The organism is Companilactobacillus pabuli (genome assembly GCF_014058425.1).
GTDB lineage: Bacteria > Bacillota > Bacilli > Lactobacillales > Lactobacillaceae > Companilactobacillus > Companilactobacillus pabuli.
The window spans coordinates 719,818-733,533 of the sequence record NZ_CP049366.1 but is presented as its reverse complement, the minus strand read 5'-3'; the positions used below and the strand labels follow the sequence as shown (position 1 = coordinate 733,533).

Annotated in this window: 13 protein-coding genes and 1 tRNA gene; 9 read left to right on the top strand and 5 right to left on the bottom strand. The window is 34.9% G+C overall.

All coding sequences use genetic code 11. The annotated features are described in order from the left end of the window. The first annotated feature begins 173 nt into the window (after window positions 1–173). Window positions 174–1,016, top strand: coding sequence for an SLAP domain-containing protein (locus G6534_RS03535; protein ID WP_059074510.1), 843 nt, complete (start codon window positions 174–176; stop codon window positions 1,014–1,016). 498 nt (window positions 1,017–1,514) lie between these two features. Then, the gene (locus G6534_RS03530; protein WP_059074511.1) at window positions 1,515–3,917 is read left to right on the top strand and encodes an SLAP domain-containing protein; all 2,403 of its coding nucleotides are present in this window, start codon (window positions 1,515–1,517) and stop codon (window positions 3,915–3,917) included. Window positions 3,918–4,082: 165 nt separating this feature from the next. On the opposite strand, the gene G6534_RS03525 is transcribed toward G6534_RS03530, so the two are convergent. Together G6534_RS03525 and G6534_RS03520 are read right to left on the bottom strand one after the other, a co-directional pair. Further along, window positions 4,083–4,154 (bottom strand) — tRNA-Gln (locus G6534_RS03525). 132 nt (window positions 4,155–4,286) lie between these two features. Then, window positions 4,287–4,610, bottom strand: coding sequence for a hypothetical protein (locus G6534_RS03520; RefSeq protein ID WP_059074512.1), 324 nt, complete (start codon window positions 4,608–4,610; stop codon window positions 4,287–4,289). A 300-nt stretch (window positions 4,611–4,910) separates the two neighbouring features. Between G6534_RS03520 and G6534_RS03515 the strand changes: the two genes are divergently transcribed. Beyond that, complete coding sequence (locus G6534_RS03515; RefSeq protein ID WP_059074513.1) at window positions 4,911–5,816, top strand: hypothetical protein; 906 nt, start codon at window positions 4,911–4,913, stop codon at window positions 5,814–5,816. 38 nt (window positions 5,817–5,854) lie between these two features. Here G6534_RS03515 and G6534_RS03510 read toward each other — a convergent pair whose 3' ends face one another. Together G6534_RS03510 and G6534_RS03505 are read right to left on the bottom strand one after the other, a co-directional pair. Then, on the bottom strand, window positions 5,855–6,163 hold the full coding sequence (locus tag G6534_RS03510; protein WP_059074514.1) for a hypothetical protein: 309 nt from the start codon (window positions 6,161–6,163) through the stop codon (window positions 5,855–5,857). Window positions 6,164–6,274: 111 nt separating this feature from the next. Further along, the gene (locus G6534_RS03505; protein ID WP_059074515.1) at window positions 6,275–6,757 is read right to left on the bottom strand and encodes a MerR family transcriptional regulator; all 483 of its coding nucleotides are present in this window, start codon (window positions 6,755–6,757) and stop codon (window positions 6,275–6,277) included. Between the two features lie 164 nt (window positions 6,758–6,921). Here G6534_RS03505 and G6534_RS03500 point away from each other — a divergent pair, with 164 nt between their 5' ends. Then, window positions 6,922–7,875: an aldo/keto reductase gene (locus G6534_RS03500; RefSeq protein ID WP_182083147.1), complete on the top strand. Its 954-nt coding sequence runs from the start codon at window positions 6,922–6,924 to the stop codon at window positions 7,873–7,875. Between the two features lie 40 nt (window positions 7,876–7,915). Here the strand turns inward: G6534_RS03500 and G6534_RS03495 are convergent, their stop codons facing one another. Beyond that, window positions 7,916–8,911, bottom strand: a complete 996-nt coding sequence (locus G6534_RS03495) for a tRNA dihydrouridine synthase (protein ID WP_059074517.1) — start codon at window positions 8,909–8,911, stop codon at window positions 7,916–7,918. Between the two features lie 227 nt (window positions 8,912–9,138). Here G6534_RS03495 and G6534_RS03490 point away from each other — a divergent pair, with 227 nt between their 5' ends. The 5 genes from G6534_RS03490 to G6534_RS03470 all read left to right on the top strand — a co-directional run bounded on the left by G6534_RS03490 (window position 9,139) and on the right by G6534_RS03470 (window position 13,681). After that, window positions 9,139–10,311 carry a multidrug effflux MFS transporter gene (locus G6534_RS03490; RefSeq protein ID WP_059074518.1) on the top strand — a complete coding sequence of 391 codons (1,173 nt, stop codon included), beginning with the start codon at window positions 9,139–9,141 and terminating at the stop codon, window positions 10,309–10,311. Window positions 10,312–10,374: 63 nt separating this feature from the next. Beyond that, the gene (locus G6534_RS03485; protein WP_182083146.1) at window positions 10,375–10,866 is read left to right on the top strand and encodes a helix-turn-helix domain-containing protein; all 492 of its coding nucleotides are present in this window, start codon (window positions 10,375–10,377) and stop codon (window positions 10,864–10,866) included. Continuing rightward, the gene (locus G6534_RS03480) at window positions 10,809–11,732 is read left to right on the top strand and encodes an IS3 family transposase (RefSeq protein WP_182083269.1); all 924 of its coding nucleotides are present in this window, start codon (window positions 10,809–10,811) and stop codon (window positions 11,730–11,732) included. Before G6534_RS03485 ends, G6534_RS03480 begins: the two co-directional genes overlap by 58 nt. A gap of 116 nt (window positions 11,733–11,848) precedes the next feature. Further along, the gene (locus G6534_RS03475; RefSeq protein WP_059074520.1) at window positions 11,849–12,457 is read left to right on the top strand and encodes a histidine phosphatase family protein; all 609 of its coding nucleotides are present in this window, start codon (window positions 11,849–11,851) and stop codon (window positions 12,455–12,457) included. Window positions 12,458–12,688: 231 nt separating this feature from the next. Continuing rightward, the gene (locus tag G6534_RS03470; RefSeq protein WP_059074521.1) at window positions 12,689–13,681 is read left to right on the top strand and encodes a tRNA dihydrouridine synthase; all 993 of its coding nucleotides are present in this window, start codon (window positions 12,689–12,691) and stop codon (window positions 13,679–13,681) included. Window positions 13,682–13,716: the final 35 nt, after the last annotated feature.

Genomic DNA, 13,716 nt, shown 5'->3' with positions numbered 1-13,716 from the left:
TCCATCTTTGTTAACGCTTACATTATAACATTGTCAGGGTTTGCTTGATAAGTTTTTTAAATATAATTGCTTATTATTTGCTTATTGACTTCTGAGCGCCTAATATAAGCGTAGTTAAAAAATGATGAGATTAAATTAACAAGAGTTCCTTTTTCATTTCGGGGGTCAATAAAATGAAATTATCAAGACTTATTACATTATCAGCCGTAGCCGTTATGGCTATGTCTAGTTCGTTTGCCGTTACACAAAAAAATGCCGATGCTTCAACTGTCGCAACCACAAATGCCAGTGGTATTGCCAAATTGTACACAAAAAATGGTAAACAGATTTCCAATCGTGCTCTAGCACCTAATACTAAATGGGCTGTTGGAAACGTTATTACAATTAATGGAGAAAAATTATATCAAGTTGCTTCTAATGAATATTTAAAAGCTAGTGCTTCTAGCCTTTCTGGAGACACTCCTGTTGCTGTTGCCACAAAATCAGATGCTACTACTGAATCACAAAGCGATACTGACTATACTCCAAATTTAGCCAATATTAATAATTACTTTGCTAAGTACGTTAATGCTTTGCATCAAGCTAATGGCACTGGTTCTGTTAATGTTTCTAACGATGTCATCTCTTATGCTACACAAAGAGCTGATCAACAAAACGGTAATAACCTAAATCACAATACAGCTACTAAGAATATGTCCGAAAACCTTTCTGGTGCCGGATATGATTATATAATAAAAAAAGCCGGAGCTAAGTCCGACAAAGATGTTGCTTATTTCCTATTGAAAGAATGGTACGACGAAGATAACTGTGTCGATCCATTGGGTACAGCCGGCCACTTTGGTCACCGTGCTGCTTTAATTTATGCTGGTCCTAACGTTGGTCTTGGAATCAACGCTAAGAACTCTGCTTTTGAAGCTGATTGGAATGTTGACAACATCTCCGCTCAAAAACAACTTTATAATTATACTGGTACAAATCCTAATACTAAGTTTATTTCTAAAGACGCTGTTCAATAAACTCAATCCTAATAAACTCGTCGTAGACAACTTCTACTTCGAGTTTATTTTTTTATCTATTTTTTTGAGATCATCATCTGATCTAATTCTAAGAAAATTGATGAGATTAAATTAGCTTTTAGAATCAAATGAAATTTATCAAGCTCTTTCTTGATTACAAATAGAATTATACAATTCATTAAATTGTAAGTGCATCCAAGTTTGAAAAAAATTGTTTTCCAAAAGTGAAATTTTCGTTAGCAGACCAAATATGATGTGTTTTTTGAATTTAGGAATTATTCCTTTGTATGTAAACCATTTTTGGATTTCCGTACAAAAACATTGATATGGCAACACTATTCAGTCTTTTTATTATGTATACCTTTCAAATCGAAGAATATTTTTTTATGTATTATGACCATTTTTATGTCCAAATCGTACCTATAATACGAGTTGTAAAGCAAATGACATAACAAAATATTTATAAATATACACATGCAGAACTGCGAGGGATATATTATGACAATGACAAAAGAAAACGTAAATAAATTTAATAAGAAATTTATCGTTACTGCCCTTGGAGTAGCAGCCCTAGGTTTCCAACTAATGCAAACTAATAATGTTAAAGCTGACACTACTACAGATTCTAAAACTGGCGATGCCGCTTCTGAAGACACCGTTGAAACCAAAGATAGTTCTGTCGCTGATGGTTCTAGTATTCAAAAAGATGTTGATTCTACTACTGAAACTGATGGTACAAGTTCGGATAGTAATAACGAACAACAAAACGATAGTAATGATACGGTAGAAGAGAAAAATAATTCTAGTACCCAAAAAGTAACTACTAATGAACTAACAGAAAATAATTCAGATTCAAATAAAGATACACCAGCCGATACTACGGATACAACTTCTGATACACAAGATACAGATGAATCTAATTCTGGTAATAATAATACTAATCAAAAAATTCAGGCAGAATCTGCTGATACGACTAATGAGAATAATGATACTGCCAACGACAGTCAAACGACAGCTTCGGATTCAACCGATACGGATGCAACAACTGATACTGATTCGACGACTAGTGATGTTGATACATCTGATATCATGATTCAAAATCCTCAAGCAAATCAAGAAGCAAACAATTACGATGATCCAGTAAAAGCAAATGTATCAATGACAGCAACAAATGACAAAGGTTCAGTTACATCAGAAAGTCTAGATGAAGATAAAAATGCCTCAATTGTTGTCGATTCAAATGCCCAAACAAGCATGAATTATACAGTCACAAATACTTCAAATGAAAAACAATCGGATTACAGTACAATCTTTATGCTTCCAAATTACAATGATAAGAATACTTCCATTGTTGTTGATGATTCATTTGATCCAACAACAATGATTGAAGGACTACCCGAAGGTGCCACTGTTACTTACCTAAGTGCTACAGGCGGCGACTACATGACATATGAAGATCAATTGAAGAATAATCCTAATTTTACCCCAGCCGATATTATGGAAATTCAAATTAACACTAATGGAACTTCACTTGATCCTAATCAAGAAATAAAAATAACCGTTCCACTAAAAAACACAGATACTAGTGAGCATCAATTAAATACAATTTATCCCGGTGTTTATGCCCAATCATATACATACTGGAGAATTCAATATTTTAATGCATCCTATAAAAATATGAACGACTCAATTAAGAGTAGCGATATGATTGGACAGTATCCTGCAGCTACTGTTAACCAATTAGGTATTTCTTATACTGCTGCGGATCAAGAGATTCAAGATAAAATGCCAACATACACCGGTGGTAGTGATATTCAAATCAATAATTTTGCACCTTCTAATAAAAATCAATTAACTGATGCAGATAAAAGCGATTGGAGTTATGGTAGTCACATCTATGTTAACCTTGTTGATTCTGGTATCACAAAGATTGCAAATTCTGATGGCTATTCAGTTCTTTTAAATAGTGATGGTAGCCAACAAACTCAATATGATTACGTAAATTCAGATTACTCTGTTACCGTTCTACCTAATTCTGACAATGGTTCAACTACTGCTCCCTCAACAACTAAAACTGTTAGTGGTATTTATATTACATTAAGACATGTAATCAATGCCCAAGACAGTACTACTAAAGTCGGTCAAGATTGGACTGCTGCAGACAATCTAACTTCAGTTCAAGATAACGACGACAATGTCCTAACCGGAAATGATGCAATCAGTGCCGTAACTACAACAATCAACGACCAAGATGGCGTTCTACAAGATGGCAAAGTTGTCAAAGCTGGTACTTTTGAAGTTACTTACACATATAACTTAAAAGATGGCACAGCTATTACTAAGACCGTCACAGTTACCGCTGATCCAGCAACAAACAATTCTGGTTCATCAAGTTCCAGTTCATCCTCTAGTTCCAATACTTCATCAAATTCAAGTTCCAACAACAGTTCATCAACTACTGACCCAACAGATCCAGTAGTATCTCCTGATTCTCCTGATAATATCAATGATCAAGATCGTCTAGTTTCTACTCACCCTGCAGATGGCGTAGTTTCACTTTATAAACTAGACACAACTAAGATTACTAACCGTAGCTTGAACACAGCTTCCGATTGGTACAGTGACAAAGATATGACTTTCGCTGGTGAAACTTATTATCGTGTTGCCACTAACGAATGGGTCAAAGCTTCAAATGTTTATGTTTACCAAAACAAGAGCCAAGTTATTCAAACAAATAATGATCAACAATTAGTTGATTCCAAAGGTAACACTGTAACAAATCGTTCATTACTTGCTAATACGGCTTGGTACACAGACCGTATTGCAACAATCAATGGCAAGAGTTATTACCGTGTTGCTACTAATGAATTTGTTCCAGTTGATGCAGTTACAGTGATGTAATTAAGCATACAAAAGAGCATTCACTCTCCAAAGTGGATGCTCTTTTTGCGTATTTTTATTAGACATATAAATAATAATGGAAATAAAAAAGTGCCCTTTTACGGACACCTTTTAGATTAATATCAACCAAAAGACTGATATAATAGGATTCTATTTATTTTTTTATTGGGCATATTGGGTTCGAACCAATAAATTGCGGATTCAGAGTCCGCTGCCTTACCATTTGGCGAATGCCCACTAACAATAAAACTAACAGTAAAATGTTATAAAAAAAACGCTCCAATGTCAATAGTATTCCTGATATAACCACTTTTTAAGCCGAAAAAAAGACCATTCAGTTATACATTAGCCAAAATGGTCTCACTAATACTATTTATTTTCAGCTACTTTAGTTACCTTAGCTTTAAAAGCGGGCTTTTTTACTTCAGCTTGTTCCATGTCATTTTCTAGAATATTAATAGCATGATCCAATGATTCGAAAGATTCATTATTTAGTAGCTCAATGATAGGACTTAATCGTTCAAATTCATTTGAGAAAAGTCCTTTATTGATTTGTTCATTATTAATGCGTTTTAATTTTAAGTTAAAGTCCATCAATGCATTAATGCGAATTTTTGTATTGTCCAATTCACACAATAGATCATCGATTTTATCCATATCATAAGTTCTACTTAGTTTATCTGTATTATTCATAACAATACACTCCTTGTTTTATTTCTTGTAACTGGTTATACCAAATCTCTCTGACAACTATCATTCTAACGGCTTTGCCTAGAAAAGATAGTCTATTATCCAGAATGTACATATTATTTTTAGATAAAATGATACTGATTTTTTTGTACAATTAATTTGATTTTGATACAAATATTCTTATAATATATCATCCTAATATATTATTTTATATTCAAATTATTTTCAGAAAGTATATAGATATGTTACACTAATCTAGTTTTGCGAGAAACTTTCACAAATAGAGGAGATATCAATTTTTACATGCACTTATCAACTATCGAAAAAAGAAATTATTTAATTGGCTTTCTTTTTATTATTTTCATGGTTTCGATTGCGACCTCCTTAAATGATTTAGAAATTATTCTACCAGAAATCGGTGCTTTGACCGCCGGTACTTGGATTTACCAAAACGATGGCTGGATTCACCAACCTGTCAAAATTTTCTTGGCACCTTCAGGAACAGCTATTATCGGTTTCTTAGTTAATCAACTGTCAATCGGCTATGCACAAAAAGTCTTAATTGGTCTATTATTAATGCTAGTTTTATTAAAAATCCTGCGATCAAATTTGGCACCTTCATTTGCAACGGGACTATTACCGATTATTATTAATGCAACCCACTGGTCTTTCATCGTCGCTATCCTACTATTTACACTAGCCTTAATGTGCGGCGTTTTCCTTCAAGGAAGCTACAGGGAAACTGCTCCTGACAAAGCTATCCAAAAACGACACATGATGATTTTTACAATTATGGCAATAATATGGGTCACAGCGGTTTGGTTCTTTGGATTTTCACAAATGGCTGCTATTCCACCTGTTATGGTCGTCTTCTTTGAAGTAATGCAAAAACCAAATTATCACTGGCGCATGGCTGCTAAGCACTTCATCGCATTAGTCGGTGCTGCCAGTATTGGTGTTTTCGTTCATACTTTCATCGCATCATGGATTATTTCAGCATTGATTGCTATGCCATTAGTTTTCATACTCTTACAAATACTAAGAATTAAATTACCAGCTGCCTTTGCTTTTCCACTTTTAGCATTAGTTTTACCTAAATCAATGTTTCATATGTTGCCAATCACCGCAATTTTAGCATCAACTTTCTTTTTAGGTTCGATTGTCGTCTTGAAAAAAATTAAGCCAATTTTACAAACAAAAACTGAATAGTCATAAAAACATCCCTGAATCTACTCAGAGATGTTTTTTTATGCAGTTTCTAATAGGTTAATCAAACAATTAGTAATGTATTGTGCATCTTTCTTCACATCATTTAGTGGTAATTTATTTACTAATTCCTTAGTAGGATTAAAGAAAACAATTTCTTCGTTCAAAGCCTTACCCACCGGAAGTTCCATATCTAAACCAGTTTTCTTAACTCGACGATATTCAATATTTCGAACACGTAAGACAGTTTCTTTCAAAATATAATTTTGAACGTTTTCAAAACTAGTCTTATCACCATAATTTTGATAAATTTTCTTCAATTTTTGTAATAAAACAATATTATTATTCATAGCATCATCTCTCCCAATTTGTATATTACATTTTTAATTTTATACTATTGAGAGTTTTATTCCGCATTGTAACTGAATAAAATAATAGATTTCAGATTCTTTATTCGAAACTTATTTATCAATTAAACCTAACTCTTTTGGATCAAAGCCACGATCAACTAAGTCATTAAATTCTTTTTTTAATTCCGGTCTCGTTTCAGTAGTACCAGGAATGTAGTTAGCATCTTCAGTGCCAGCAGCTAAGGCATGTTTGTAATACCATTTTTTCCAACGCAAAAAATCTAACGTGTGTTGTAATGCGGCCATCTGGTCTTCCAAATCTGTTTCTTGTTCTGCCAAAAAGTCATAGCGTTCTTCAAGTGTCCTATCACCTGCCAAGCACAATTCAATAAACTTAGCTATGTGCTTAACTGGCAATCCGGCTTCTTTCATACAGCTGATTGTTTCTAAATAGTTGAAATCTGCGTCTTTAAAAACACGACGACCACTTTCATCTCGATCAACAAAAGGCAATAAACCTTCTTTATCATAATAACGCAATGTATAAGTACTGATATTTAACTTCTCGGCAACTTGCCCAATGGAATATAACATAATTATTCTCGCTTTCTTATTAACAGCTGTTCTAACTTTAAGCGTATTATTGTTTAAATACAATTAAAATAAATTTTCTTATGTATTTCTCTTGACTTAGACCTAACTCTAACTTCTATATTAGTAATCGTTGAAGCAAGACAAAATACTAAGGAGTATATAATATGAAAACAATAAAACTTGGCAATAGCCAAATAAACGTATCCGCAACAGCTTTAGGAATCATGCGTATGGTACGTTTGGATACGAAAGATGCTACTAACGTACTTGAAAATGTTCATGATAAAGGTATTAATTTCATCGATTCAGCCGACATTTATGGCAACGGCGATTCGGAAAGAATTTTTGGAAAAGCCTTCAAGCAATCTAGTTTAAAACGTGATGATTTCTTCATCCAATCTAAGGGTGGCATTGTTTTGGACCCTAAAAAGAGTTCAGGAGAATTAGTTTTTGGTCAAAGATACGATTTTTCTAAGCAGCATTTAATTGAGACCGTCGATAAAATCTTACAAAGAATGCAAATTGACTATTTAGACTCATTTTTGTTACATCGTCCCGATCCATTGATGGAACTTTCCGAAGTTGCTGATGCTTTTGACGAATTACAGGCTTCTGGTAAAGTAAGACATTTTGGAGTTTCCAACTTTAATCCAATGCAAGTTGAAATGCTACAGTCAGAACTCAATCAAAAACTAATGATCAATCAATTGCAATTCGGTGTCATGCATACGGGTCCAATTCAATTTGGTTTGCACACTAATATGCAAGACGACGCCAGCATCAATCGTGATGGCGAGATTATCGAATACTCAAGACTTCATAATATGACAATTCAAGCTTGGTCACCTTATCAATACGGTTTATTTGCAGGAACTTTCATTGATAATCCCAAGTTCCCTGAACTTAACAATAAATTACAAGAATTAGCAAACAAATATAAAGTTACCAAAAATGCTATCGCAACAGCCTGGATTTTGTGCCACCCTGCCAAAATGCAAGTAATTCTTGGTTCAATGAATCCTAAACACTTGGACGAAAGCATCGCCGGTACTGAGGTAACATTAACTCATCAAGAATGGTATGACGTATACTTCGCTGCTGGAAATGATTTGCCTTAATATACGAAAAAACACTCACAATCTTTTGTGAGTGTTTTTTTTATTCACCAGGATCGATACGATCAATAATCGCCCTAGCATCATCAGTTGTTTTAGTTTGCATCAAGTCATTTCGAATAGCAGAAGCGCCCTTCATACCACGAACGTAAATCTTGAAGAAACGTTGCAATGGAGCAAAATGTCCCGGAATTCCTTTAGCAACAAATTGGTCATACAAATCAAGTTGATAACGCAACAAATTCAACAATTCATGTTCAGAGTGATGTTTAGGAGTTTTTTCAAAGGCATAAGGATTCATGAAGATTCCTCGTCCTATCATAATCCCATCAACACCCGGATGAGCATTAGCCAAATCAATCCCAGCTTGATAATCAGCAATGTCACCATTGATTTGTAACAAAGTATCAGGAGCATATGTGTCACGCATTTGAACTAGATCATCAATCAATTCATAGTGAGCTGGCACTTTACTCATTTCTTCTCGAGTGCGCATGTGAACCGTTAAAACTGGAACTTGTTGCTTCAATAAGAACGGTATCCAAGTTTCATATTCGTGCACATCGCTGTAGCCAATTCTTGTTTTAACAGTCACTGGCAAGTCACTTTGACGGGCACCTTCAATGACCTCTTTAGCAGTATCAAAATGACGAATCAAATCACTACCACTATGGTTTTTGATAACGGCAATGTCTGGACAGCCCATGTTGATATCAATTGCTTCATAGCCTTGCTTCTCTACTTCTTTAGCAGCTTTGGCAAAGTCAATCTCCGAGTTACCCCACAATTGCACGATTGGCTTAGGATTTTCAGCTGGATCAATGTACAAACGACCCTTAGTAGTTTCTTTAGCTAACGGATGAGTGATACTCAAGGCATTAGTAAATTCAGTATAAAAATTATCTGGAGCTGCGGCTTTCATCACTACTCGACGAAAAACTGATCCCGTTACAGCCTCCATTGGTGCCAAACTAAAGAAAGGACGATTCTCATCTTTAGCTTTTTTGGCGATGCGATTCCAGTATGCTGACTGGGTCACATTCTCACTTCCTATCACAATAAATTACAATACTATCAACTATACCGAGTTTGGTCAGTTCATTGCAAGCTTTAAGTTTTAATTTGCAATTATATAATTATTTCTATATCATACTAAGCAGACTTTAGGAAATTAGGTGAAAACCATGGAATTATCAAACATCATGGCTTGTATGCCTGCAAATGATGAAGGACGTTTTTCAGCAAAATAAAATTTAGGAGTCTAAAATGAAAAACGTCCGCAATACCGTACCATCTATTCTATTAATTATCGTTCTGGTAGGTTTTCCACAAATCAGTGAATCAATTTTCACACCTGTCCTGCCACAACTTAGTACCAATATGAACGTATCAGCTTCTACAGCTCAACTCACCATGAGCATTTATTTTATTGCTTTTGCCCTAGGAGTATTTTTCTGGGGACAGCTGTCAGACAAAATTGGTCGTCGAAAAGCTATGAATTTAGGCATCATTGTCTATCTACTTGGAAACATTGGCTTATATTTCAGTCCCACATTTAAACTTTTATTAGTTTCCCGATTTATCCAAGCTCTTGGTAGCAGTGTCGGTTCAGTCGTCACTCAAACTATTATGCGTGAAAGTTTTGATGGCATTAAAGGTACTCAAGTGTTTTCCAAAGTTGGTGCTGCAATGGCTTTATCACCAGCTTTTGGTCCTCTGATTGGTGGTGCCATTGAAACTTACTTGGGTTATAAAAATGTCTTCAGTGGCTTGATCATGATGGCCATTTTAGTTTTGCTATACAGCTATACTCGCTTACCTGAAACAAGAGATATCAACAAAATCAAACGAATTTCACTATTAAAAGTTACAAACAAGCTCCTTCAAGATCCAATTGTTTGGAGTTATGGTATTTTGATTGGTGGCATCAATGGAATCCTCTTTGGCTACTATTCAGAAGCACCCTTTATCTTTATAGAACATTTCGGCTTTTCATCAGTCAAGTATGGTTCTCTAGGTCTAACTATAGCTTTAGCTAGTTTAATCGGTGCTTTTATCGTTAATGTTTCTGTCAAATACATCAAGTCTGAAACAATTGCCTTATTAGGATTAGCTTTCAGTGTGATATCTGCATTATTATTGTTAATAAGTCTACAATTTGATCAAGTTTACTTAATGATAATTGGTTTTTTCTTAATTTTTTTAGGCTTGAACACGACTTTACCAATTACTTTGAATTTAGCTCTAAAAGGCTACGAAGAAATTATTGGTAGTGCCAGTGGGATTTTTAGTCTCGGCTATTATTTAATTGTCAGCTTACTAACATATCTTGTTAGCTTTATTCACAACGGAACAATTTATGCTTTACCGAGTTTCATCTTAGTAACCAGCTTAATTATGCTAATAATTTACTTGCCAATCGGTTTAAAAAAGAAATAATCTTATAAGCTATTGAACTGAACCCCATAAGTTGGAGTAATCCAAACTTATGAGGTTCTTTTTATGTTTTCAAAAGAAATTAAAATTAAGGTAGTTCTTGATTATCTTTCAGGCAAAAGCTACACGTCTATCACTAGAAAGTACGGTATCAAAGGTTCCGCAACTATTTATCATTGGGTACGTTTGTTCAAAGAATTTGGAGTCGAAGGGCTCGCCAACAATTACTCAAAGACTTTCTATGATTATTCGTTTAAAATCAAAGTAATAACTTGGCGAGTCGATCATAGAGCATCATATCCAGTAACTGCTAAAAGATATAAGATCCGTAATCCTACGACAATCTGGCAATGGGAACGAGATCTTGAATCGGGTCGCCTAAAACCAAATGATAGGCGGCCTGGGAAAATGACTGATAAAAAACCACGTACGGCAGAAGAACTTAAACATTTAGAAGAAGAGAATCGTCGGCTTAAGATACGGGTAGCTTACTTGGAAAAATTGCATGCCTTAACTCAGAAGAAGAAAAACTCTCAAATCAAGAAAAAGCACAAATAATAAATGAGTTAAGGCAAGAATTCAACGAACCCTTGGCAATCATATTAGAAGTCACAAACATGTCCAGTAGTAGTTACCATTATTCACAGAGCCATTCTTACAAGTCATATCCAGAAGAGCTAGTGTCTGAAATCAAATCAATTCGTACAGAGTATAAAGACTATGGATATCGCAGTGTAACAATGGAACTTCATAACCGTGGGATCAAGGCCAATCATAAATTAGTTCTTAAAATAATGAACAAACACGGACTCCTTTGTCATGCCTTTGATAGAAAAACTAGAAAATATAATTCTTATAAAGGAAATGTTGGCAAAAGAGCCAAGAACAAACTAAACAGAAGGTTTATTACCGATAGACCCTTTCAGAAGATCACTACCGATGTTACTGAACTTCGCTGGGGTAATGGGACCACATCAGAAAGAGCATATTTTACGGCATTCATGGATATGTACAGTGATGAGGTCATCAGTTGGAATATAAGTCTTCATCCTAACGTCGAATTCGTTACAGATACATTAGATGTGTTGATTGAGAGGCTGCCAGAATTGCCTTACCGAATGACGATACATTCTGATCAAGGATTTCAGTATCAAAACTATGAATATGTATCTAGACTAAAGAAAAATCGCATCATCCAAAGCATGAGTCGCAAAGCGACATGCCTGGATAATGCGATAATGGAAAGTTTCTTTCACATTTTAAAAGTAGGTACTGTACATAACAATGAATATAGCTCCTATGAACATTTGAAAGAAGAGATATCCAAATATATCTACTACTACAACAATAAACGAATAAAAGCAAAATTGGCCGGAAAGACCCCGATAGAATATCGAAATCTTTCCGACCAACTTATTGCTTAAAATAAACTCCAATTAATGGGGTTCACTTCATATCGCAATTTGCGGTAGCTTTTTTAGATTTGCATTGTAAGCGTATTAATGAAATACTAAAAACATAATCTTTAAGGGGGCTAATTATGGTCGAACTATATATCGTAAGACATGGTGAAACTGATACTAACTATACTGGTAAAATCAACGGTTCAGCAACTGACTTGAGCTTGAATGAAACTGGTAAAAAACAAGTTGAACATTTAAAAGAACATCTTAACATCAACGATTTTGATGAAATTTATGCCAGTCCATTAAAACGTGCACAAGAAACTGCTGCTATCTTGAATCAAGATACTTTAGAAATTCAAACTGACAAACGCTTAAGAGAAATAAATTATGGCTCATGGGACGGACTCTTGGCTGACGACGTTCACGAAAAGTATCCTAACTGTTTTGACGAAAATGGCTATCTAACTAAAAATTATTCAGACTATTCACAAAACGCTGAAACTTATCAATCAGTGCTAGATCGTTTACAATCATTCATTGATGATATGCGTGATAAGGGCAACAAAAAGATTTTAGTTGTCTGCCACGGTTTCGTTACTCGTTCTTTCGTACAACTAGTTACCGAAACACCAGACATTGAAGATATTTTGGAACCAATCAATGCTTCAGTAACTCAAATTAAAATTTCCAACAAAACTGGTCGTACTTATTTAGGCTATTATGGACGACTAGAAAACATCTAAGTTTAAAAATGAAGACACAAAAAAAGCACTAGGTGACCACACCCAGTGCTTTTTTGGATACGGAATAACCGAGAATAGTCATCCCTTGTTTGATGTATCAGACATATTATAACAGTAAATGATAATCATTTCAGCATTTTTTTGAAACTAAACATTAGCCTAACACTTTAAAAAAAAGTAATATATAATGATGTAGTTAATTTTTTTCAAATAGTAAGGAAGTAATTAAACGTGACAAAATCAACTTTCTGGCCGGATATTGCCGCCAAAGCTAAATCAGAAAATCGCCCTTTTTTCACAATGGCACCTATGGAAGCCGTCAGCAACACTGTTTTTCGACAAGTAATTGCTAAAGCTTATGCTCCAGATACTTTTTTCAGTGAATTCGTCTATGCTAAAGGTATCACTGATCCAACAACGAAATTCCCTGTTGACGGACGTTTATATGTTGATAAAACTGAATCAAAGAAACCCGTCGTTCAATTGTGGGGTAACGTTGCTGAAGACTTTGAATCTGCTGGTCAAGCTATTCAATCACAAGGCTTTCCCGCAATCGATATCAACACTGGTTGTCCTGATAAAACTGTTATCAAAAATCACGGTGGCAGCGACTTAATCAGACATCACGATGACCTAGTAAAAATTGTCGATGCCGCCAAAAATACCGACCTTGCTGTTAGTATCAAAACCCGTCTTGGTTATAGTAAAGCCGAAGAATTCAAAGAATGGATTCCCTTCTTGTTAGAGCAACACGTTGATCTATTGACGATTCATTTACGTAGCAAGATGGAAATGAGTAAAGTCCCAGCTCATTTTGAAGTTATCGACGATATTATCAAAATGCGCAACGAAATCGCTCCAGAAACTCTCATCCAAATCAACGGTGATGTCGAAGATTTCCAAGCAGGATTAAAACTAGCTCAAGAACATCCCGGACTAGATGGAATCATGATTGGTCGTGGTGTTTTCCACAATCCTTTCGCCTTTGAACCAGTTCCTAAGGAACACTCACTAGATGAATTATTGGGACTTTTGAGAATGCAACTAGACTTATTCGATAAATTTGCCACTCACTACGACGTACCACGGTTCCCTTCTTTAAAACGTTTCTTTAAAATCTACGCTCGTCCAGAATTGGGCGCTACTGATTTGAGAAATGAAATGTTACAAGCAAACTCAACTGACGAAGTTAGAGAGATTTTAGATGATTTTCAAAATAAATAAATTCCTCCGTTTCATGAAACATCACTTTAATTGAC

What these genes read in the sequence shown, in the direction of transcription:
- G6534_RS03510 (WP_059074514.1), bottom strand. Translation starts at nt 6,163, where the DNA reads ATGAATAATAATATTGTTTTATTACAAAAATTGAAGAAAATTTATCAA.
- G6534_RS03475 (WP_059074520.1), top strand. Translation starts at nt 11,849, where the DNA reads ATGGTCGAACTATATATCGTAAGACATGGTGAAACTGATACTAACTAT.
- G6534_RS03490 (WP_059074518.1), top strand. Translation starts at nt 9,139, where the DNA reads ATGAAAAACGTCCGCAATACCGTACCATCTATTCTATTAATTATCGTT.
- G6534_RS03485 (WP_182083146.1), top strand. Translation starts at nt 10,375, where the DNA reads ATGTTTTCAAAAGAAATTAAAATTAAGGTAGTTCTTGATTATCTTTCA.
- G6534_RS03530 (WP_059074511.1), top strand. Translation starts at nt 1,515, where the DNA reads ATGACAATGACAAAAGAAAACGTAAATAAATTTAATAAGAAATTTATC.
- G6534_RS03515 (WP_059074513.1), top strand. Translation starts at nt 4,911, where the DNA reads ATGCACTTATCAACTATCGAAAAAAGAAATTATTTAATTGGCTTTCTT.
- G6534_RS03535 (WP_059074510.1), top strand. Translation starts at nt 174, where the DNA reads ATGAAATTATCAAGACTTATTACATTATCAGCCGTAGCCGTTATGGCT.
- G6534_RS03500 (WP_182083147.1), top strand. Translation starts at nt 6,922, where the DNA reads ATGAAAACAATAAAACTTGGCAATAGCCAAATAAACGTATCCGCAACA.
- G6534_RS03505 (WP_059074515.1), bottom strand. Translation starts at nt 6,757, where the DNA reads ATGTTATATTCCATTGGGCAAGTTGCCGAGAAGTTAAATATCAGTACT.
- G6534_RS03520 (WP_059074512.1), bottom strand. Translation starts at nt 4,610, where the DNA reads ATGAATAATACAGATAAACTAAGTAGAACTTATGATATGGATAAAATC.